The sequence below is a fragment of the Citrobacter sp. C13 genome, assembly GCF_014596815.2.
GTDB lineage: Bacteria > Pseudomonadota > Gammaproteobacteria > Enterobacterales > Enterobacteriaceae > Citrobacter > Citrobacter portucalensis.
The window spans coordinates 3,159,473-3,175,768 of sequence record NZ_CP115024.1 but is presented as its reverse complement, the minus strand read 5'-3'; the positions used below and the strand labels follow the sequence as shown (position 1 = coordinate 3,175,768).

At 53.5% G+C, this 16,296-nt stretch carries 24 protein-coding genes and 2 pseudogenes; 21 read left to right on the top strand and 5 right to left on the bottom strand.

Annotation, left to right across the window (positions count from 1 at the left end; genetic code table 11):
* Positions 1-25: 25 nt before the first annotated feature.
* On the bottom strand, positions 26-1,063 hold the full coding sequence (locus tag IB222_RS15285) for a phage portal protein (protein WP_060617334.1): 1,038 nt from the start codon (positions 1,061-1,063) through the stop codon (positions 26-28).
* On the bottom strand, positions 1,063-2,829 hold the full coding sequence (locus IB222_RS15280) for a terminase ATPase subunit family protein (RefSeq protein ID WP_001737413.1): 1,767 nt from the start codon (positions 2,827-2,829) through the stop codon (positions 1,063-1,065). Before IB222_RS15280 ends, IB222_RS15285 begins: the two co-directional genes overlap by 1 nt.
* A 142-nt stretch (positions 2,830-2,971) precedes the next feature.
* On the opposite strand from IB222_RS15280, the gene IB222_RS15275 reads away from it, so the two are divergent.
* The 18 genes from IB222_RS15275 to IB222_RS15190 all read left to right on the top strand — a co-directional run bounded on the left by IB222_RS15275 (position 2,972) and on the right by IB222_RS15190 (position 13,427).
* Positions 2,972-3,805, top strand: a complete 834-nt coding sequence (locus tag IB222_RS15275) for a GPO family capsid scaffolding protein (protein ID WP_001747381.1) — start codon at positions 2,972-2,974, stop codon at positions 3,803-3,805.
* A gap of 16 nt (positions 3,806-3,821) precedes the next feature.
* Positions 3,822-4,880, top strand: coding sequence for a phage major capsid protein, P2 family (locus tag IB222_RS15270; RefSeq protein WP_001747382.1), 1,059 nt, complete (start codon positions 3,822-3,824; stop codon positions 4,878-4,880).
* A gap of 3 nt (positions 4,881-4,883) precedes the next feature.
* Positions 4,884-5,534 (top strand): terminase endonuclease subunit, encoded by a 651-nt coding sequence (locus IB222_RS15265; RefSeq protein WP_000059191.1) that lies wholly within the window; start codon positions 4,884-4,886, stop codon positions 5,532-5,534.
* A 95-nt stretch (positions 5,535-5,629) separates the two neighbouring features.
* Positions 5,630-6,094 (top strand): head completion/stabilization protein, encoded by a 465-nt coding sequence (locus tag IB222_RS15260; protein ID WP_000673523.1) that lies wholly within the window; start codon positions 5,630-5,632, stop codon positions 6,092-6,094.
* Complete coding sequence (locus IB222_RS15255) at positions 6,094-6,297, top strand: tail protein X (RefSeq protein ID WP_000868192.1); 204 nt, start codon at positions 6,094-6,096, stop codon at positions 6,295-6,297. The genes IB222_RS15260 and IB222_RS15255 overlap by 1 nt, the downstream gene beginning before the upstream one ends.
* A 3-nt stretch (positions 6,298-6,300) precedes the next feature.
* On the top strand, positions 6,301-6,516 hold the full coding sequence (locus tag IB222_RS15250) for an HP1 family phage holin (protein WP_000171568.1): 216 nt from the start codon (positions 6,301-6,303) through the stop codon (positions 6,514-6,516).
* The gene (locus IB222_RS15245) at positions 6,497-7,009 is read left to right on the top strand and encodes a lysozyme (protein ID WP_001069909.1); all 513 of its coding nucleotides are present in this window, start codon (positions 6,497-6,499) and stop codon (positions 7,007-7,009) included. Before IB222_RS15250 ends, IB222_RS15245 begins: the two co-directional genes overlap by 20 nt.
* A 1-nt stretch (position 7,010) precedes the next feature.
* The gene (locus IB222_RS15240) at positions 7,011-7,388 is read left to right on the top strand and encodes a DNZ54_00345 family protein (protein WP_149384180.1); all 378 of its coding nucleotides are present in this window, start codon (positions 7,011-7,013) and stop codon (positions 7,386-7,388) included.
* Entirely contained in the window at positions 7,385-7,813 is a 429-nt protein-coding gene (gene lysB, locus IB222_RS15235; protein ID WP_021566190.1) for an Rz-like lysis system protein LysB, read from the top strand. Before IB222_RS15240 ends, lysB begins: the two co-directional genes overlap by 4 nt.
* Complete coding sequence (lysC, locus tag IB222_RS15230; RefSeq protein WP_223229653.1) at positions 7,698-7,946, top strand: Rz1-like lysis system protein LysC; 249 nt, start codon at positions 7,698-7,700, stop codon at positions 7,944-7,946. Before lysB ends, lysC begins: the two co-directional genes overlap by 116 nt.
* Entirely contained in the window at positions 7,909-8,340 is a 432-nt protein-coding gene (locus IB222_RS15225; RefSeq protein WP_001039935.1) for a phage tail protein, read from the top strand. Before lysC ends, IB222_RS15225 begins: the two co-directional genes overlap by 38 nt.
* Positions 8,333-8,779, top strand: coding sequence for a phage virion morphogenesis protein (locus IB222_RS15220; protein ID WP_000829141.1), 447 nt, complete (start codon positions 8,333-8,335; stop codon positions 8,777-8,779). Before IB222_RS15225 ends, IB222_RS15220 begins: the two co-directional genes overlap by 8 nt.
* A 68-nt stretch (positions 8,780-8,847) precedes the next feature.
* The gene (locus tag IB222_RS15215) at positions 8,848-9,426 is read left to right on the top strand and encodes a phage baseplate assembly protein V (RefSeq protein ID WP_000993775.1); all 579 of its coding nucleotides are present in this window, start codon (positions 8,848-8,850) and stop codon (positions 9,424-9,426) included.
* The gene (locus tag IB222_RS15210; protein ID WP_104806765.1) at positions 9,423-9,782 is read left to right on the top strand and encodes a GPW/gp25 family protein; all 360 of its coding nucleotides are present in this window, start codon (positions 9,423-9,425) and stop codon (positions 9,780-9,782) included. Before IB222_RS15215 ends, IB222_RS15210 begins: the two co-directional genes overlap by 4 nt.
* Complete coding sequence (locus IB222_RS15205; RefSeq protein ID WP_104806764.1) at positions 9,769-10,677, top strand: baseplate assembly protein; 909 nt, start codon at positions 9,769-9,771, stop codon at positions 10,675-10,677. The genes IB222_RS15210 and IB222_RS15205 overlap by 14 nt, the downstream gene beginning before the upstream one ends.
* Positions 10,670-11,275 carry a phage tail protein I gene (locus tag IB222_RS15200; RefSeq protein WP_001086836.1) on the top strand — a complete coding sequence of 202 codons (606 nt, stop codon included), beginning with the start codon at positions 10,670-10,672 and terminating at the stop codon, positions 11,273-11,275. The genes IB222_RS15205 and IB222_RS15200 overlap by 8 nt, the downstream gene beginning before the upstream one ends.
* Positions 11,272-12,966, top strand: coding sequence for a phage tail protein (locus IB222_RS15195; RefSeq protein WP_348925384.1), 1,695 nt, complete (start codon positions 11,272-11,274; stop codon positions 12,964-12,966). Before IB222_RS15200 ends, IB222_RS15195 begins: the two co-directional genes overlap by 4 nt.
* A gap of 2 nt (positions 12,967-12,968) precedes the next feature.
* Positions 12,969-13,427, top strand: a complete 459-nt coding sequence (locus tag IB222_RS15190) for a tail fiber assembly protein (protein ID WP_348925383.1) — start codon at positions 12,969-12,971, stop codon at positions 13,425-13,427.
* Positions 13,428-13,444: 17 nt separating this feature from the next.
* On the opposite strand, the gene IB222_RS15185 is transcribed toward IB222_RS15190, so the two are convergent.
* A complete protein-coding gene (locus IB222_RS15185; RefSeq protein WP_149384744.1) occupies positions 13,445-13,699 on the bottom strand; it encodes a hypothetical protein in 255 nt (84 codons plus the stop codon).
* 230 nt (positions 13,700-13,929) lie between these two features.
* Between IB222_RS15185 and IB222_RS15180 the strand changes: the two genes are divergently transcribed.
* Positions 13,930-14,556 carry a CatB-related O-acetyltransferase gene (locus IB222_RS15180; RefSeq protein WP_149384743.1) on the top strand — a complete coding sequence of 209 codons (627 nt, stop codon included), beginning with the start codon at positions 13,930-13,932 and terminating at the stop codon, positions 14,554-14,556.
* A 46-nt stretch (positions 14,557-14,602) separates the two neighbouring features.
* Positions 14,603-14,791: pseudogene (locus IB222_RS15175) on the top strand (recombinase family protein); the annotation flags it as partial.
* Here the strand turns inward: IB222_RS15175 and IB222_RS15170 are convergent.
* A complete protein-coding gene (locus tag IB222_RS15170; protein WP_223240814.1) occupies positions 14,716-14,937 on the bottom strand; it encodes a hypothetical protein in 222 nt (73 codons plus the stop codon). The pseudogene IB222_RS15175 and the gene IB222_RS15170 overlap by 76 nt on opposite strands.
* Before the next feature lie 377 nt (positions 14,938-15,314).
* Positions 15,315-15,410 (bottom strand): annotated as a pseudogene (locus IB222_RS15165) (phage tail protein); the annotation flags it as partial.
* A 198-nt stretch (positions 15,411-15,608) separates the two neighbouring features.
* On the opposite strand from IB222_RS15165, the gene IB222_RS15160 reads away from it, so the two are divergent.
* Positions 15,609-16,175, top strand: coding sequence for a recombinase family protein (locus IB222_RS15160; protein ID WP_000905027.1), 567 nt, complete (start codon positions 15,609-15,611; stop codon positions 16,173-16,175).
* The last annotated feature ends 121 nt before the right edge of the window (positions 16,176-16,296 follow it).

The following is a 16,296-nucleotide window of genomic DNA, read 5'->3' as shown; positions in this document are numbered from 1 at the left end:
AGCCACCAAACGGTGGCTTTTCTTATTATGGGGCTATATCTAGCGAGTAGGTATCAAACCGTATCGCCTCCTTGCCAAGCCAATCATTCATCTCCTGTAATCGCTTTTGTAGTGGCATTAGCTCATTTCGGACGAATACACGGCTTGCCTTCTCCACATCCCCAAACCCCCCAACATTATTCGGCATAATCCCCATCATTTGCGGTGGCACACGGTGCGCTGCCATCATGTCATCGCGGCTGACATTTTTGATATTCAGAAACTCATCCTTCGCCGCGACTTCTGACAATGGGATGATCTGAAGTCCGTCCTTTTTGCCGTTAGGCGAGTACATAAACAGATTGCGGAAGTTACCTGGTCCTTTGGCGCTTTTCATCGCGTTACGGAGGTTGTTTACATCCTCCTGGTTCTGCGCGGCGTCGGTCATGTACATGATGAAGCCTGCATGACTGCCGTTAATGTAATACTTTCGACGGAACAGCGTGGCGGACTCGTTGAGCAGGGCTGACGGAATGGCAGAAAGATAACCGGGCAGGCCGTAGATCTCCTGGTTGATATCCGGTTCCATCAGGTGAAAAATGCTGCCTTTCGTGAACTGATACGGTTGCGTTGTCATGCCGTATTGCACAAACCAGTAGGTATCCAGGTCTAATCCACGTCGGGTGTATTTTGCCAGGGCAGGCTCAAGGGCGATAACTTCACCGAATCGGTTCGTGCGTTTCTCCAGGTAGGCGTTACCAAATACCAGATAGTCCTGCACAAAACGCGAAAAAGCCTGCTGGCTGAGCAGCGGATGAGGGATATAGGTACTGGTCAGAATGTTGCACTTTACTGCAATCGGGGAACTGTGATGCACGGCGGCGCGGAAGGTGCGCGCCAGTCCGTCAAAGCTGACGGGCGGCTCATACCAACGGTCCATCTGTACGCATTCCACATAGTCCAGCAGTTCACGGCGGTCCAGAACAGGAACGGGATCGCCGAAGCTGAATGCTTCGGCTGTAGTTTGACTTTTAAGCTGGATCTGTTTCGTCGCCGCAGCTCGGTTCTTCTTACTCTTTCCCATCAAAAAATCTCCACAATATTGCTGGTATTGGCGGATTCGCCCTGCAGCGGTTCGTTAAACAGTGCGTGCATCGTTGCCCATGCCAGATCGGCGTGGCTGGCTTCTTCGCTGCGGCTGGCTTCATAGGTCGGGCGGTTGCCACTGGCGGTGGTGGCGCGACGGATTGCCATAAATGACTGCGCAATGTCGGTATGTCCGGCGTCAAACTCCAGACGGCGGTGGCTGATAATGTCGTAGGCCTTGAGTACCAGGGCGTTTTTAACGTTGGGGTTGTAGACAAACTCCCGGACGGCAGGAAAGAACGCTTTCACGTTCTCGTAAACCCCGTGACCAACGCCGGTTGAGTCGATGCCGATGTAGGTCACGTTGTACTGCTCGGTCAGTTTTTTGATTGCGTCAGCCTGGGCGCGGAAGTCCATCCCGCGCCACTGGTGACGCTCAAGAATGCGAAACTTACCGCCCGGCACGGCTGGCGGTGCCACCACCACGCATCCGGCGCTGTCGCCGTTCTGCGTACCTTTTGCCGGGTCATAACCGATCCACACTTCGCGCCAGCCAAACGGGCGCAGGGCCAGAGCATGAAAGTCGGTCCAGACTTCCCAACTGTCCACCATGCACGCCTGCAGCTCGCTGAGCGGAAACACGGACGCGAGATCGTCCACAAACTCGCACATCAGTAGGTTCTGGTATTCGTCCGGGCTGTACTCCATGCGCAACTGGTCGAGGTCGAACAGGTTACAGCCGCCGCGCACCGCATCTTCCACAGTGACTATCTGGCGGTACTGCCCGTCTGCGCACAGCAGGCCGGGGGCCAGATTGCTGTGGGACAGGTCGATGTCCACCTTATCGGCTTTGTTGCGCCCACGATTGAACAGCGCACCGGACCAGAACGGATAAGCACTGTGAGTCAGGCTGGATGGCGTGGAAAAATAGGTTTGTCGCCATTTTTTGTGAATAGCCATACCGGAAGCCACTTTGCGCAGCTCCTGGAATTTCGGTATCCAGAAATATTCATCCAGATACAGGTTGCCGTGATAACTCTGGGCAGTGCGGGCATTGGTGCCGAGGAAGTAAAGCGTGGCCCCGTTAGGAAGCACCATCGGATCGCCTTTCAACTCCACCTCCACTTCTTTGGCGAAGTCGATGATGTACTGCTTAAAGACGTGGGCCTGTGCCTTGCTGGCGGAAAGGAAAATCTGGTTACGTCCGGTAAGCAGGGCGTCAATCAGGGCTTCACGGGCAAAGTAAAAGGTCGCGCCGATCTGGCGTGACTTCAGCAGGTTGCGGATGCGGTTGGCTTTTCCGGCTTCCCACCAGTGGCGCTGGTAGTTGAACATGGAGGAATGGAAGATTTCTTCCAGCTTCTCAATCTGCTCATCGGTGAAAACATTCTTTTCCGGCTGACGGCGCGGGCCTTTGTTGCGGTTGGCGACGTTAGGGTTTAAGTCGGCTTCGTTGCCGCCATTGTTAAACTTGCCGATCCGCGCGTGGCGCTCCGACTGGCGCGCCAGCAGGTCAATCTCTTTGAAATCTTTCCCTTCTTTGTGCTCCTTCATAATGAGCTGGCAGTAGCGTGCGGCGGTGGTGAGCTGCATCTGATCCAGCGGCCCATAGTCACCCCACTTGTCGCGTTTTTTCCAGCTGTGAACGGTTGCAACTTTCTCGCCCAGCATTTCAGCAATGCGGGCTACGCGGTATCCCTGAAAGTACAGCAGCATGGCCTGCCGACGGGGATCGAGATCTGCGGGTGTCAGTGTGGTGTTCATGGCACAAACCTACAGCCTTGAATGAAGGCTTTCCCCGCCTGCGGTTTGTGTGGTTGTCGGTACAAATACCGCGCATTGTTTCACTGCCCCCATCACCGCAACCATAAGGCTCCAGTAAGTTTTTTCTAACGGAGCACGGCTCATGACAGTGAAAGCAAAGCGTTTTCGCATCGGGGTGGAAGGTGCCACCACCGACGGACGCGAAATCCAGCGTGAATGGCTGGAACAGATGGCAGCCAGCTACAACCCGGCGGTGTATACCGCGCTGATTAACCTTGAGCACATCAAGTCTTATCTGCCGGACAGCACCTTTAACCGCTACGGCAAGGTGACGGCGCTGTTTGCTGAAGAAATCACGGAAGGTCCGCTGGCAGGCAAGATGGCGCTGTATGCCGACGTTGAGCCAACGGAGTCCCTGGTGGAACTGGTGAAAAAAGGCCAGAAATTATTCACCTCTATGGAAGTCAGCCCGAAGTTCGCTGATACGGGCAAAGCCTACCTGGTCGGCCTGGCTGCCACTGATGACCCTGCCAGTCTGGGTACGGAAATGCTGACATTCAGCGCCAGTGCAGCCCATAACCCGCTGGCAAACCGCAAGCAGAATCCTGCCAATCTCTTTACCGCTGCAGAGGAAACGGTGATCGAACTGGAAGAAATCCAGGACGACAAACCGTCCCTGTTTGCCCGCGTCACGGCGCTGTTTACCAAAAAAGAGCAGTCCGATGACGCCCGGTTCTCTGATGTGCATAAGGCCGTGGAGCTGGTCGCCACTGAGCAGCAGAACCTGAACGCACACACCGAAAAATCCCTGTCTGAGCAGGAAGAACGCCTGTCTGAGCTGGAGACTGCCCTGCAGGCACAGCAAACCGCCTTTAACGAACTGGTGGACAAGCTGAGTCATGAAGACAGCCGCCAGGACTACCGCCAGCGTGCAACAGGCGGTAACGCCCCCGCTGACACTCTGACCAATTGCTGATGGAGCACAAAACCCGATGAAAAAGAATACCCGCTTTGCTTTTAACGCTTACCTGCAGCAGCTGGCGCGTCTGAACGATGTGGCAGTTGAAGAACTGTCCAGCAAATTCACTGTGGAGCCGTCTGTGCAGCAGACGCTGGAAGACCAGATCCAGCAGTCCGCCGCTTTCCTGACGCTGATTAACGTCACGCCAGTGACTGAGCAGTCCGGTCAGCTGCTGGGGCTGGGTGTTGGCAGCACCATTGCCGGAACCACTGACACCACCGCGAAAGAGCGTGAACCTGTCGATCCGACGCTGATGGTCGATGTGGAATATAAATGCGAGCAGACCAACTTTGACACGGTGCTGACCTACGCGAAGCTGGACCTGTGGGCGAAGTTTCAGGATTTCCAGGTGCGTATCCGTGACGCCATCGTGAAACGTCAGGCACTGGACCGCATCATGATCGGCTTTAACGGCGTGAAGCGTGCGAAAACCTCCAACCGTAGTGAAAACCCGCTGCTGCAGGATGTGAACAAAGGCTGGCTGCAGAAAATCCGTGAGGATGCACCGGATCACGTCATGGGCAGCACCACCACGGGCGGCGAAACCACACCGGGTGCGGTGAAAGTCGGGAAAGGTGGCGAATATGCCAACCTGGACGCTGTGGTGATGGATGCGGTCAATGAGCTTATCGACGTGGTCTACCAGGACGATGACGATCTGGTGGTGATTTGCGGGCGTGAACTGCTGTCTGACAAGTATTTCCCGCTGGTCAACAAAGAGCAGGAAAACAGTGAAAAACTGGCTGCCGATATGATCATCAGTCAGAAACGCATGGGTGGCCTGCAGGCGGTGCGTGCGCCGTTCTTCCCGCCGAATGCGCTGCTGATCACCCGTCTGGATAACCTGTCCATCTACTGGCAGGAAGATACCCGCCGCCGTTCAGTTATCGACAACCCGAAACGTGACCGGATTGAAAATTTTGAATCCGTTAACGAAGCCTATGTGGTTGAGGACTATCGCTGCGCTGCACTGGTGGAAAACATCCAGATTGGTGACTTCAGCGCCGCCGCAGCCGAAACAGGAGCGTAATCCATGAGCCTGAGTCCCGCACGGCAGCATCGCCTGCGCGTTCAGGCTGAACAGGCCGCCCGCGAGGGCGGCAGTGTTCGCCACGCATCCGGCTATGACCTGATGCTGCTGCAACTGGCGGAAGACCGCCGCCGTCTCAAGGGCGTTCAGTCCACGGTCAAAAAAGCGGAAATCAAGGTGGAGCTGCTGCCGAAGTACGCCGCCTGGGCAGAGGGTGTCCTGGCTGCCGGAGGCGCTCAACAGGATGACGTGCTGATGTACGTGATGCTGTGGCGCATTGATGCCGGAGATTATGCCGGAGCGCTGGAGATCGGGCGTCATGCCCTGCGTCATGGCTGGGTGATGCCGCTGGGTAACCGCAACGTGCAGACCGTGCTGGCAGAGGAAATGGCAGACGCCGCGCAGAGCGCAATGCTTGCCGCCACCGGCTTTGATGCTGATCTGTTGCTGCAGACGCTGGAGCTGACAGACGGTCTGGATATGCCGGACCAGTCACGGGCGCGTCTGCATAAAGCGATTGGCGCTGTCCTGAGTGAAAGCAATCCGGCGTCCGCCCTTAATCATCTCAACCATGCGTTACAGCTCGATCCCCGCTGTGGCGTGAAAAAAGACAAACAGCAGCTGGAGCGCAGACTGCGCAATGACAGCCGCTGACAGAACGTGCCCCCGCGCACGGGCGGCACGGGGTGGCGAAAGGCACAGCCTCATCAAAACCCCGTCCACCGCCCTCTATTTCAGGAGAAAGCAGCATGAAGTTTGTTGCGCCAGAACAGGCACCGGAACAGGCGGAAATCATCAGAAATACGCCGTTCTGGCCTGATGTGGACCTGTCGGAGTTTCGCAGTGTCATGCGCACTGACGGCACGGTGACGCAGCCGCGTTTAAAGCAGGTTGCCCTGTCGGCAATTTCGGAGGTCAACGCAGAGCTGTATGAGTTTCGCAGACGCCAGCAGATGCTGGGGTATGCCTCGCTGGCAGAGGTTCCGGCGGAACAGCTGGACGGGAAAAGTGAGCGCATTCAGCACTATTTCAACGCGGTTTACTGCTGGGCACGCGCCATGCTCAACGAACGATACCAGGACTATGACGCCACGGCATCCGGTGTGAAGCGAGGCGAAGAACTGGCGGAAGCCAGCGGTGATTTGTGGCGTGACGCCCGCTGGGCCATCAGCCGGGTGCAGGATGCGCCGCACTGCACAGTGGAGCTTATCTGATGAAAGTGCGTGCGTATCAGTATGACACGGTGGACGCGCTTTGCTGGCGTCATTACGGGCGCACGCAGGGTGTCACGGAGCAGGTACTGAAGGCAAATCCGGGGCTTGCCGAATACGGCCCCTTTTTACCTCACGGGCTGCAGGTGGAGCTGCCGGACATACCGACCACCACCACCGTGCAGACCGTCCAGCTATGGGACTGAATTATGACGCTTGAGCGAATCAGCGCCTTTATCACGTATTGCATCGCCGTCGTGCTGGCCTGGCTGGGCGATTTGTCCATCAAGGATGCCTCAACGCTGGGCGGCCTGATGATTGGTGTGCTGATGCTGGCTATCAACTGGTACTACAAACACAAAGCCTACCAGCTTCTGCGCGACGGGCAGATCTCGCGGGAGGACTATGAATCCATCAATCGTTAAACGCTGCCTTGTCGGGGCCGTGCTGGCTATTGCTGCCACGCTGCCGGGTTTTCAGCAGCTTCACACCTCCGTGGAGGGGCTGAAACTGATTGCCGATTACGAAGGCTGTCGTCTGCAGCCGTATCAGTGCAGCGCGGGTGTCTGGACCGACGGCATTGGTAATACATCGGGCGTCATTCCCGGCAAAACAATCACGGAACGACAGGCAGCAGAAGGGCTGATCTCCAACGTGCTGCGTGTGGAGCGGGCACTGGAAAGGTGTGTGAAGCAACAGCCACCACAGAAGGTGTATGACGCTACGGTGTCGTTTGCCTTCAACGTGGGGACGGGCAATGCCTGTAGTTCCACGCTGGTGAAATTGCTCAATCAGCGGCGCTGGGCGGATGCGTGCCGACAGTTGCCGCGTTGGGTTTATGTAAAAGGTGTGTTTAATCAGGGGCTGGATAACCGCCGTGCGCGGGAGATGGCCTGGTGTTTACAGGGAGCAAACTGAAATGAAAAAGAAATTAATCAGCGGACTGTTTCTGATGTTATGGATGGCGCTGTTAATCGCAACAATGGTGTATCCGCAGGGGATCTTTCCGGTACTGGTAGCGTCCGGCGTTTGGGTAGCCTGTTTGCTGACATGGGCGGTAATTCCGGTAGCACTGGCTGCGTTAATTCAGAATGGCCCGCTCTGGCAGGAGTTAAGGGCATCTTTGCTGAAGACAATTACCCGAAAAGAAAACGTATTTATCTGTTGGGTGATGCGATTGCTGATTGTTGTAAGTCTCGCATGGACGGGGTGGGCTATTACCCTGGTCTTTTATCTACTGACCGTTATTGCCTTCTGGATCACCCGTAATCAGATGGCGCAACAGGTAGCAGCATGAACCGGTTGCTGCTGGTTGTGCTGGCGTTATTACTGGCGGCGCTGGGCTGGCAGACGTGGCGGCTGGCTGATGCCAGCCAGACCATCAGCACGCAGGCAAACGAGCTGCAGAGCAAAAGCCAGGCACTGGCAAAGAGCAACAGCCAGCTTATCAGCCTGTCCATTCTGACTGAAACCAATAACCGGGAGCAGGCGCGGCTCTATGCCGAAGCAGAACAGACCAGCACACAGCTGAGACAACGACAACGCCGGATCGAGGAACTGAAACGTGAGAACGAGGATTTACGCCACTGGGCTGATACTCCTTTGCCTGCTGACATTATCCGGCTGCGGGAACGTCCGGCACTCACCGGAGGTGCAGCTTACCGTCAGTGGTTGTCCGCGAGTGACGCCGTGTCGGCTGGAGCAGGCAGCACCGCGCACTAACGGTGATCTGAATGCGTTGCTGGATGAAACGGAGGCCGCCTGGGCGGTCTGTGCAGACAAAGTGGACATGATTATTGCGTGTCAGGAGCGAAACAGTGAACAAACCACAATCCCTGCGCCACGCCCTCAATAAAGCGGTGCCTTATGTCCGCAATAACCCGGACAAACTGCATCTGTTTGTGGATAACGGTTCGCTGGTTGCCACGGGGGCCAGCTCCATGTCGTGGGAGTACCGTTACACACTGAACGCGGTGATTGAGGATTTCAGCGGCGACCAGAATCTGCTGATGGCCCCGGTTTTGCTGTGGCTGAGGGATAACCAGCCCGATGCCATCAATAACCCGGCGTTACGGGAAAAGCTATTCACCTTTGAGGTGGATATTCTGCGCAACGATGTCTGTGATATCAGCCTGAACCTGCAACTGACGGAACGTGTGCTGGTCAGCACTGACGGCAGTGTGTCGAGCGTTGAAGCTATAGCGGAACCTGATGCACCTGAAGAAATGTGGACGGTGAAACGTGGCTGAACTGCAGAAGGTGGACGACTGGCTGAGTGCCTTGCTGGCGAATCTGGAACCAGCCTCGAGAAGCCGCATGATGCGCCAGCTGGCGCAGGAACTTCGCCGGACACAGCAGCAGAATATCAGGATGCAGCGCAACCCTGACGGCAGCAGCTATGAACCGCGACGGGTAACAGCACGCAGTAAAAAAGGCCGTATCAAACGTCAGATGTTTGCAAAGCTGCGCACCACAAAATACCTGAAAACTGCCGCCAGCACCGACTCTGCCAGCGTGCAGTTTGAAGGCAAGGTGCAGCGCATTGCCCGCGTTCACCATTACGGCCTGCGAGATCGCGTCAGTCGTAAGGGACCGGAGGTGCGTTACGCAGAGCGTCGCCTTCTGGGTGTAAATGATGATGTTGAGGCAATGACCCGCGACATGATTCTGCAATGGCTGGCGGGGTGATCTTTGTATCAGCACTGATACAAGTTGCAGCACTGCCGCCTTTCTTCCCCTGATGGCAACCTTTCCCTATGAACGCACAATTAACCGAAATCATGCGCCTTATCACCAACCTGATCCGCACAGGGGTAGTCACCGAAGTGGACAGGGAAAACTGGCTTTGCCGGGTGAAAACGGGCGAGCTTGAAACCAACTGGATCAGCTGGCTGACGCTGCGTGCCGGGAATGCCCGTACATGGTGGCGACCATCGGAAGGTGAGCAGGTGGTGCTGCTGAGTCTGGGCGGCAATCTGGAAACCGCCTTTGCGCTGCCCGCTGTCTATTCGAATCAGTTCGCACCACCGTCGACGTCGGCGGACGCCTGCGTGACAGAACATCCTGACGGTGGCTGGTTTGAATACGAACCCGCCACCGGGCGCTGGTATGTCAGGGGCATCAAATCAATGGTCATTGAGGCTGCTGACAACATCACCATGAAAACCAGTGAGTTTGTACTGGAGGCTGACCGCACGCGCATTAACAGCGAAGTGGTGATCAATGGTGGCGTTACCCAGGGCGGCGGAGCGATGAGTTCTAACGGGATCGTGGTTGATGCGCATCAGCATACTGGCGTCCTGAAAGGCGGCGATACAACCGGAGGCCCGGTATGACGCTTTATAGCGGGATGAACAATACCAGCGGCAAAGTCATTACTGATATTGATCATCTGCGCCAGTCGGTGCGGGACATTCTGCTGACACCGCAGGGTAGCCGTATTGCCCGCCGGGAATATGGTTCCCTGCTGTCGGGACTGATAGATCAGCCACAAAATCCGGCATTACGCCTGCAGGTCATGTCGGCAGTGTATGTGGCGCTGAGTCGCTGGGAGCCACGGTTGACGCTGGATTCCATCACCATCAACAGCAATTTTGACGGTTCAATGGTGGTGGAGCTGACCGGGCGGTGGAATAACGGTGTGCCTGTGTCCCTTTCCGTATCAACAGGAGCAGAGAATGGCAGTGATTGACCTTTCGCAGTTGCCTGCACCGCAGATTGTGGATGTGCCGGACTTTGAGACGCTGCTTGCCGAACGCAAGGCAGAATTTGTGGCGCTTCATCCGAAAGATGAGCAGGAAGCAGTGATCCGCACGCTGGAACTGGAATCTGAACCCGCCACTAAATTGTTGCAGGAGAACGCTTACCGTGAGTTGCTTCTGCGCCAGCGCATTAACGAAGCCGCGCAGGCGGTGATGGTGGCTTACGCGATGGGCGGCGATCTTGACCAGCTCGCTGCCAACTACAACGTGACACGCCTGACGGTGACGCCTGCTGATAATGATGCTGTGCCGCCCGTTGCAGCTGTGATGGAAAGCGATGAAGCGTTGCGCCTGCGTGTGCCTGCAGCCTTTGAAGGGCTTTCTGTTGCGGGGCCAACTGCAGCTTATGAATTTCATGCCCGAAGCGCCGACGGTCGGGTGGCGGATGCCAGTGCAACCAGCCCGGCACCTGCAGAGGTGGTGCTGACTGTCCTTAGCCGCGAAGGCGATGGAACTGCAGAAAAAGACCTGCTGGACGTGGTGGAAAAAGCTCTGAACAGTGAGAACGTCCGCCCGGTGGCTGACCGTCTTACGGTTCGCAGCGCAGAAATCATCCCGTATCGCGTGGAAGCCACCATTTTTCTCTATCCGGGACCGGAAGCAGAGCCGGTAATGGCAGCGGCAAAAGCCAGTCTGCAGAAGTACATTGCCAGCCAGACGAGGCTTGGTCGGGATATTCGCCGTAGCGCCATCTTTGCTGCTCTGCATGTTGAGGGTGTTCAACGTGTGGAACTGGCTTCTCCGCTGGCGGATGTGGTCCTGAACAAAACACAGGCGGCATCATGTACGCAGTGGAGCGTAGCCAACGGAGGAACGGATGAATAGTCTGCTGCCACCGGGTTCAACTTCACTGGAGCGCCGACTGGCGCAAACCTGTAGCGGGATTTCTGATTTGCAGGTGCCGCTGCGTGACTTGTGGAATCCGGCTACCTGTCCGGTCAGCTTCCTGCCTTATCTCGCCTGGGCGTTCTCTGTGGATCGCTGGGACGAGGGCTGGACAGAAAGCGTCAAACGCCAGGTAGTGAAGGATGCTTTTTATATTCATCAGCACAAAGGAACCACCAGTGCCGTACGGCGGGTGGTGGAGCCGTTCGGCTTCCTGATCCGCATTATTGAGTGGTGGCAGACCGGAGAAACACCGGGCACGTTTCGTCTGGACATTGGTGTGCAGGACCAGGGCATCACTGAAGATACCTATCTGGAACTTGAGCGACTGATAAGCGATGCCAAACCATGTAGCCGTCACATGATCGGCATGTCCATCAATCTGCAGACCAGCGGCCCGCATTGGGTGGGAGCCGCCAGCTATCTTGGCGAAGAAATCACGATCTATCCGTATATCAACGAAACGATTATTTCCGGTGGCACCGCGCATGAAGGCGGGGCGGTCCATGTAATTGACACAATGAGAGTGAATCCATGAGCACAAAATTTTATACCCTGCTGACGGATATTGGCGCGGCGAAACTTGCCAGTGCCGCCGCGCTCGGTGTGCCTTTAAAAATTACCCATATGGCGGTCGGCGATGGCGGCGGAACATTGCCAACGCCGGACGCCAAGCAGACAGCATTGGTAAATGAGAAACGCCGGGCTGCGCTGAATATGCTCTATATCGACCCGCAGAACAGCAGCCAGATTATTGCTGAACAGGTGATCCCTGAAAACGAGGGCGGTTGGTGGATACGTGAAGTGGGCCTGTTTGATGAGTCCGGGGCATTGATTGCCGTGGGCAACTGCCCGGAAAGCTATAAGCCGCAACTGGCTGAAGGCAGCGGGCGCACCCAGACCGTGCGCATGGTGCTGATAACCAGCAGCACGGACAATATCACCCTGAAAATCGACCCTGCCGTCGTGCTGGCAACCCGCAAGTATGTGGATGATAAGGTACTGGAGCTGAAGGTGTACGTGGATGACCTGATGGCAAAACATCTTGCCGCACCGGACCCGCATTCACAGTATGCACAGAAAGAAAGTCCTACGTTTACCGGGACACCCAAAGCGCCAACGCCAGCGGCGGGGAATAACACCACGCAGGTTGCGACCACCGCGTTTGTTCAGGCTGCACTGACGGCTATTATTAATGGTGCGCCAGCCACGCTGGACACGCTGAAAGAAATAGCCGTAGCCATTAACAATGATCCGAAATTCAGTACCACCATTAATAATGCGCTGGCACTGAAAGCGCCGCTGTTGAGTCCGGCACTCACCGGAACGCCAACAGCCCCCACGGCGGCGCAGTCGGTCAACAATACACAGATTGCCACTACGGCTTTTGTGAAATCGGCGATTGCGGCAATGGTGGGTTCTGCACCTGCGGCACTGGATACACTGAACGAACTGGCGGCGGCGCTGGGGAATGACCCGAACTTTGCCACGACAATGCTTAATGCACTGGCAGGTAAACAACCGCTGGACAATACGCTGACTAATTTGAGTGGAAAGGATGTAGCGGGTCTTCTCGCATACCTTGGTTTCTCATCATATATAAAAGGCTTGATTGGCCAGGCTGATCAGTGGTCTACCTGGCAATATTTGGGACTGGTTGACGCACTTAACAGCAAGCAACAGGCGGATGCAACATTGACGGCACTTTCCGGGTTAGTTAATGGCGCAGATAAACTCCCGTATTTCTCGGGAGTTGACCAGATGGCGGCAACTGACCTGACAGCTTTCGCACGAGGGCTTTTGGGGAAAGCAGATGCTGCGACAGCCAAGGGGCACCTTGGTGTGGGGAGTGCAGGTGGCAGAAATGTTGGGGCTGGTTTTAGCTCCGGTGGAAGTGAAATTCCTGATATGACGTTTTTTGCGGGGTTGAAAGGCGCTGCGGGATATCAGTATTTTCCAAACGGCACGCTTCTGCAGTGGGGAACCGTTGGATTGAGGTCTGCTCCGGCAGGATCCTCGACAGGGACATTTCCTGTCGCATTTCCCGAGGCCGGGCAGCAGATAGTTGTTACCCATGATAATCCCATCGACAGTGTGATGGCATATGGTGTTGCCAGCATTATCAATAAGTCGCAATTCATGGTTAATGCCCTGGCTATTAACACTGGTTCATTTACGATGGCGCAGGGATACAACCTCAGCCTGCGCTGGTTCGCTATTGGGAGTTAATAATGACAATTAAATTTAGTGTTAATAAACAGGCATTTTATGATGAAAATACAGATGTTATACCCGAGGATGCAGTGGTTATTACCAATGAGCAGCATCTATCGCTGATTAGTGGTATGAACGATGGTGAGAGACGTGTTTACATCGGTAAGAATGGTGAACTAACGCTATCAGACAGCAAGCCATCTCAGTGGCACACGTGGGATGCTGATGCCCATGAATGGTATCTATCCCCAGAAGATACCGCCCAGATCAAAGCGGAGGATGCTGAGCGTAAGAAGTCGGCGTTACGCGCTAAAGCGGATGTGGAAATCTCATGGCGGCAGGATGCCATTGATGCGGGAATTGCGACTGACGAAGAGAGAGTTGCACTCGCTGCATGGAAGAAGTTCCGCGTTTTGCTTATGCGCGTGAATACTTCTGAGACAGATATTTACTGGCCAGCCATTCCCGAAGTGTAAACCATCTTGATCTGCACTCACATTAAAATCACTTTATATAAAAATAGCATTAATAGAGTGCAGATCATGCCCCGCATAGCAGAAGTTAAATCGGCTTTTATCGCCGCCATACAGCAGACCCGAAAGGGTATCAATGCTTGCGTACTGAGGACTTCATTCGCGAACTGGCGAAGGAGCACTGGCATTTCAGCTAGGTCGACGCCAATCAGTGGATAAAGCGGCATCAGGCTGTGGATACTTAGAAACATGGGGATGGTGGTCTGATGGGGCATGAATAATCTTGTGAACTTAGTCGAGCTATGACGCCTGTCTTTTGTAATTGTTGATATCCTGTTATTTAATACGATTTTGGGAGATACTTATTTGTTAATAACAGTGCGCGATCGTGTTGTTTTTATGTATGTAGTGAATGATGACATTTAATAACATAATGACATATTTCACGAAGGTATATACTATAGGTAAAAATATAGATTAGTGTTACTTTCTGGGTGTTATAAAAATGTTGATGTCATTTGTTAAAAATAAATTAAAACTTTTATTTTTTAAGAGGAAATACCGAAAGGCCAACTCTCATAACGATACTCATGCAGGGAATTTATTTAACATGGGAGCAGTATCTGTGGGTCGGTATTCATATGGTGTGATCAACGCTCATACTTGGAATGGTGCGGGTGAACAGTTATCTATTGGTGACTATGTATCAATCGCAGAAAATGTTACATTTTTGTTGGGGGGAAATCATCATATCTCCGGCTTTTGTACATTCCCTTTTAAGTCGAAATCACGTGCATTAGATCCTGATACAGACGCCATCAATAAAGGAGGGATAATCATTGGTGATGATACGTGGATTGGCATGAACGTCATAATATTATCAGGTGTAAATATTGGAAGAGGGTGTGTGGTCGCTGCTGGCAGTGTTGTAACAAAGTCATTCCCTCCGTTCTCAGTTATAGGCGGAAATCCAGCAAAGCTGATTAAGTACCGATTAACAGGCGAAGAAATTTCAGTAGCGGAAAGCTTAGATTTAAAAAAACTGCAGTTAGAGAAACTTACAGATCAGCAACTGGAGTCCTTGTATAAGTCACCGACCAATGAGAGTTTGAAACCATTAAGCAGCATTTGAGAAAAAGATAATAACGCTGCAGATAAAGTCACATCTATGTTTTAGAAGGAGCATGCGCCATCTTGTCATTCTGATCGAGGAATTGCGCCAGCATGGTGTTAATTTTCGTAGCCTGACAGACAGTATTGATACCTATCCCCCTATGGTGCGTTTTTTCTTTCACGTCATGGGCGCACTGGCCGAAATGGAAAGGGAATTGATTGTAGAACGGAGTCGTGCTTTTTTAGCTTCAGCGGCAGCAATTTGCTCCTCAACTGTTGGAGCTAAAAGGGCCATCGCTTCCGGTTCCGATATTTTAATTAACCCTTCCAGAATAAATTCCTCATCACAGTCATCTTCATATGCAAACACTGCATTGCTTTTATTTTTGAAATATTGCATTACCGTAACTCCGCCCATGAAGAAAATGCGCCAGAAAATATGTATTGCGCACCAGGTGGCACAATGGCAAATAATGTTGAATCTGAATCTGCCCCTCGCGCAAACGCCGTTAATACACCTCCAACATACAATCCACGCTGACCATCAGCCGTTTCAGGAATAGATACGCAGATCGGTCTGGTTGTGGTGTTGGTGTAAGTCACCCCGGCAGTTCGTGAAGCGGTAACATCCACCCAGTTCTGTCCCGTTCCCAGTGCATTAGAGGCATCTAACTTACTGTCAAACAGAGATTCAAGTCCGATCCCGTTCAGAGTTGTATCAGACGGGAGAGCTACTGAACCTGAAAATGTTTGCTTCTGAGTAAATGTATTTTTAGCATCCGTTTTCGCGGCGCTGGTTAAGCCGAGATATGAAAGTAATCCGGCAACATCCTTTCCAGATAACGCTGTTAATGTATCGTCTTTGTCTTGTTTATAATCAAACCAGGCCTGTAAACCAATCCCTTTGTAAGCAGTATTGGCCGGAAGTGATACGCCTCCCGTGAATTTCTGGTCACCAGCAAATGTGTTGTTTCCGCTTGTTTTTGCTAAATCTTCCAAACCAACGTTTATGAAAATGCAGAGATAACGGCTAACTGGCATCATCTCCGGTTTTTATTCAGGGGGATGATCATGCTTATTGGCTATGTACGCGTGTCAACAAATGACCAGAACACCGATTTGCAACGCAATGCACTGAACTGTGCGGGATGTGAGCGGATTTTTGAGGATAAAATCAGTGGCACCAAGTCCGACAGACCGGGGCTGAAAAAGCTGCTCAGGACACTATCGGCAGGAGACACGCTTGTTGTCTGGAAGCTGGACAGACTGGGGCGCAGTATGCGGCATCTTGTTACGCTGATAGAAGAGCTGCGCCAGCGTGGCGTGAATTTCCGAAGCCTGACTGACAGTATTGATACCAGCACCCCAATGGGCCGTTTCTTTTTTCATGTCATGGGTGCCCTGGCTGAAATGGAACGCGAACTGATAGTTGAACGTACCAGGGCGGGGCTGGCTGCAGCTCGTGCTAAAGGCAGAGTAGGTGGACGCCGTCCTAAGTTGACCAGCGAACAGTGGGCACAGATTGGGCGTTTACTCGAGGCCGGAGAATCAAGACAGCGTATTGCACTGATTTTTGATGTAGGCGTTTCTACCATTTATCGAAAATTTCCGGCAAATAAGAACAATAAATCTCCCTGAATCAGCTTTATTTTGATTATCCCTGAAAGCAGACAAATACCGTCATTTTGTGTGAATAACGGTACAACTGCGCTTAGCTGTTTGTCAGGCACAATCACTTCAACATAGGGCGAAGCCTAAT

Excerpts from the sequence above, each read along its gene's own strand:
- IB222_RS15180 (WP_149384743.1), top strand. The coding sequence starts at position 13,930 with ATGTTGATGTCATTTGTTAAAAATAAATTAAAACTTTTATTTTTTAAG.
- IB222_RS15245 (WP_001069909.1), top strand. The coding sequence starts at position 6,497 with ATGAATCCATCAATCGTTAAACGCTGCCTTGTCGGGGCCGTGCTGGCT.
- IB222_RS15170 (WP_223240814.1), bottom strand. The coding sequence starts at position 14,937 with ATGCAATATTTCAAAAATAAAAGCAATGCAGTGTTTGCATATGAAGAT.
- IB222_RS15275 (WP_001747381.1), top strand. The coding sequence starts at position 2,972 with ATGACAGTGAAAGCAAAGCGTTTTCGCATCGGGGTGGAAGGTGCCACC.
- IB222_RS15210 (WP_104806765.1), top strand. The coding sequence starts at position 9,423 with ATGACGCTTTATAGCGGGATGAACAATACCAGCGGCAAAGTCATTACT.
- IB222_RS15190 (WP_348925383.1), top strand. The coding sequence starts at position 12,969 with ATGACAATTAAATTTAGTGTTAATAAACAGGCATTTTATGATGAAAAT.
- IB222_RS15200 (WP_001086836.1), top strand. The coding sequence starts at position 10,670 with ATGAATAGTCTGCTGCCACCGGGTTCAACTTCACTGGAGCGCCGACTG.
- IB222_RS15260 (WP_000673523.1), top strand. The coding sequence starts at position 5,630 with ATGAAGTTTGTTGCGCCAGAACAGGCACCGGAACAGGCGGAAATCATC.
- IB222_RS15270 (WP_001747382.1), top strand. The coding sequence starts at position 3,822 with ATGAAAAAGAATACCCGCTTTGCTTTTAACGCTTACCTGCAGCAGCTG.
- IB222_RS15195 (WP_348925384.1), top strand. The coding sequence starts at position 11,272 with ATGAGCACAAAATTTTATACCCTGCTGACGGATATTGGCGCGGCGAAA.
- IB222_RS15160 (WP_000905027.1), top strand. The coding sequence starts at position 15,609 with ATGCTTATTGGCTATGTACGCGTGTCAACAAATGACCAGAACACCGAT.
- IB222_RS15205 (WP_104806764.1), top strand. The coding sequence starts at position 9,769 with ATGGCAGTGATTGACCTTTCGCAGTTGCCTGCACCGCAGATTGTGGAT.
- IB222_RS15265 (WP_000059191.1), top strand. The coding sequence starts at position 4,884 with ATGAGCCTGAGTCCCGCACGGCAGCATCGCCTGCGCGTTCAGGCTGAA.
- IB222_RS15280 (WP_001737413.1), bottom strand. The coding sequence starts at position 2,829 with ATGAACACCACACTGACACCCGCAGATCTCGATCCCCGTCGGCAGGCC.
- IB222_RS15250 (WP_000171568.1), top strand. The coding sequence starts at position 6,301 with ATGACGCTTGAGCGAATCAGCGCCTTTATCACGTATTGCATCGCCGTC.
- IB222_RS15185 (WP_149384744.1), bottom strand. The coding sequence starts at position 13,699 with ATGCCCCATCAGACCACCATCCCCATGTTTCTAAGTATCCACAGCCTG.
- IB222_RS15255 (WP_000868192.1), top strand. The coding sequence starts at position 6,094 with ATGAAAGTGCGTGCGTATCAGTATGACACGGTGGACGCGCTTTGCTGG.
- IB222_RS15285 (WP_060617334.1), bottom strand. The coding sequence starts at position 1,063 with ATGGGAAAGAGTAAGAAGAACCGAGCTGCGGCGACGAAACAGATCCAG.
- IB222_RS15240 (WP_149384180.1), top strand. The coding sequence starts at position 7,011 with ATGAAAAAGAAATTAATCAGCGGACTGTTTCTGATGTTATGGATGGCG.
- lysB (WP_021566190.1), top strand. The coding sequence starts at position 7,385 with ATGAACCGGTTGCTGCTGGTTGTGCTGGCGTTATTACTGGCGGCGCTG.
- IB222_RS15215 (WP_000993775.1), top strand. The coding sequence starts at position 8,848 with ATGAACGCACAATTAACCGAAATCATGCGCCTTATCACCAACCTGATC.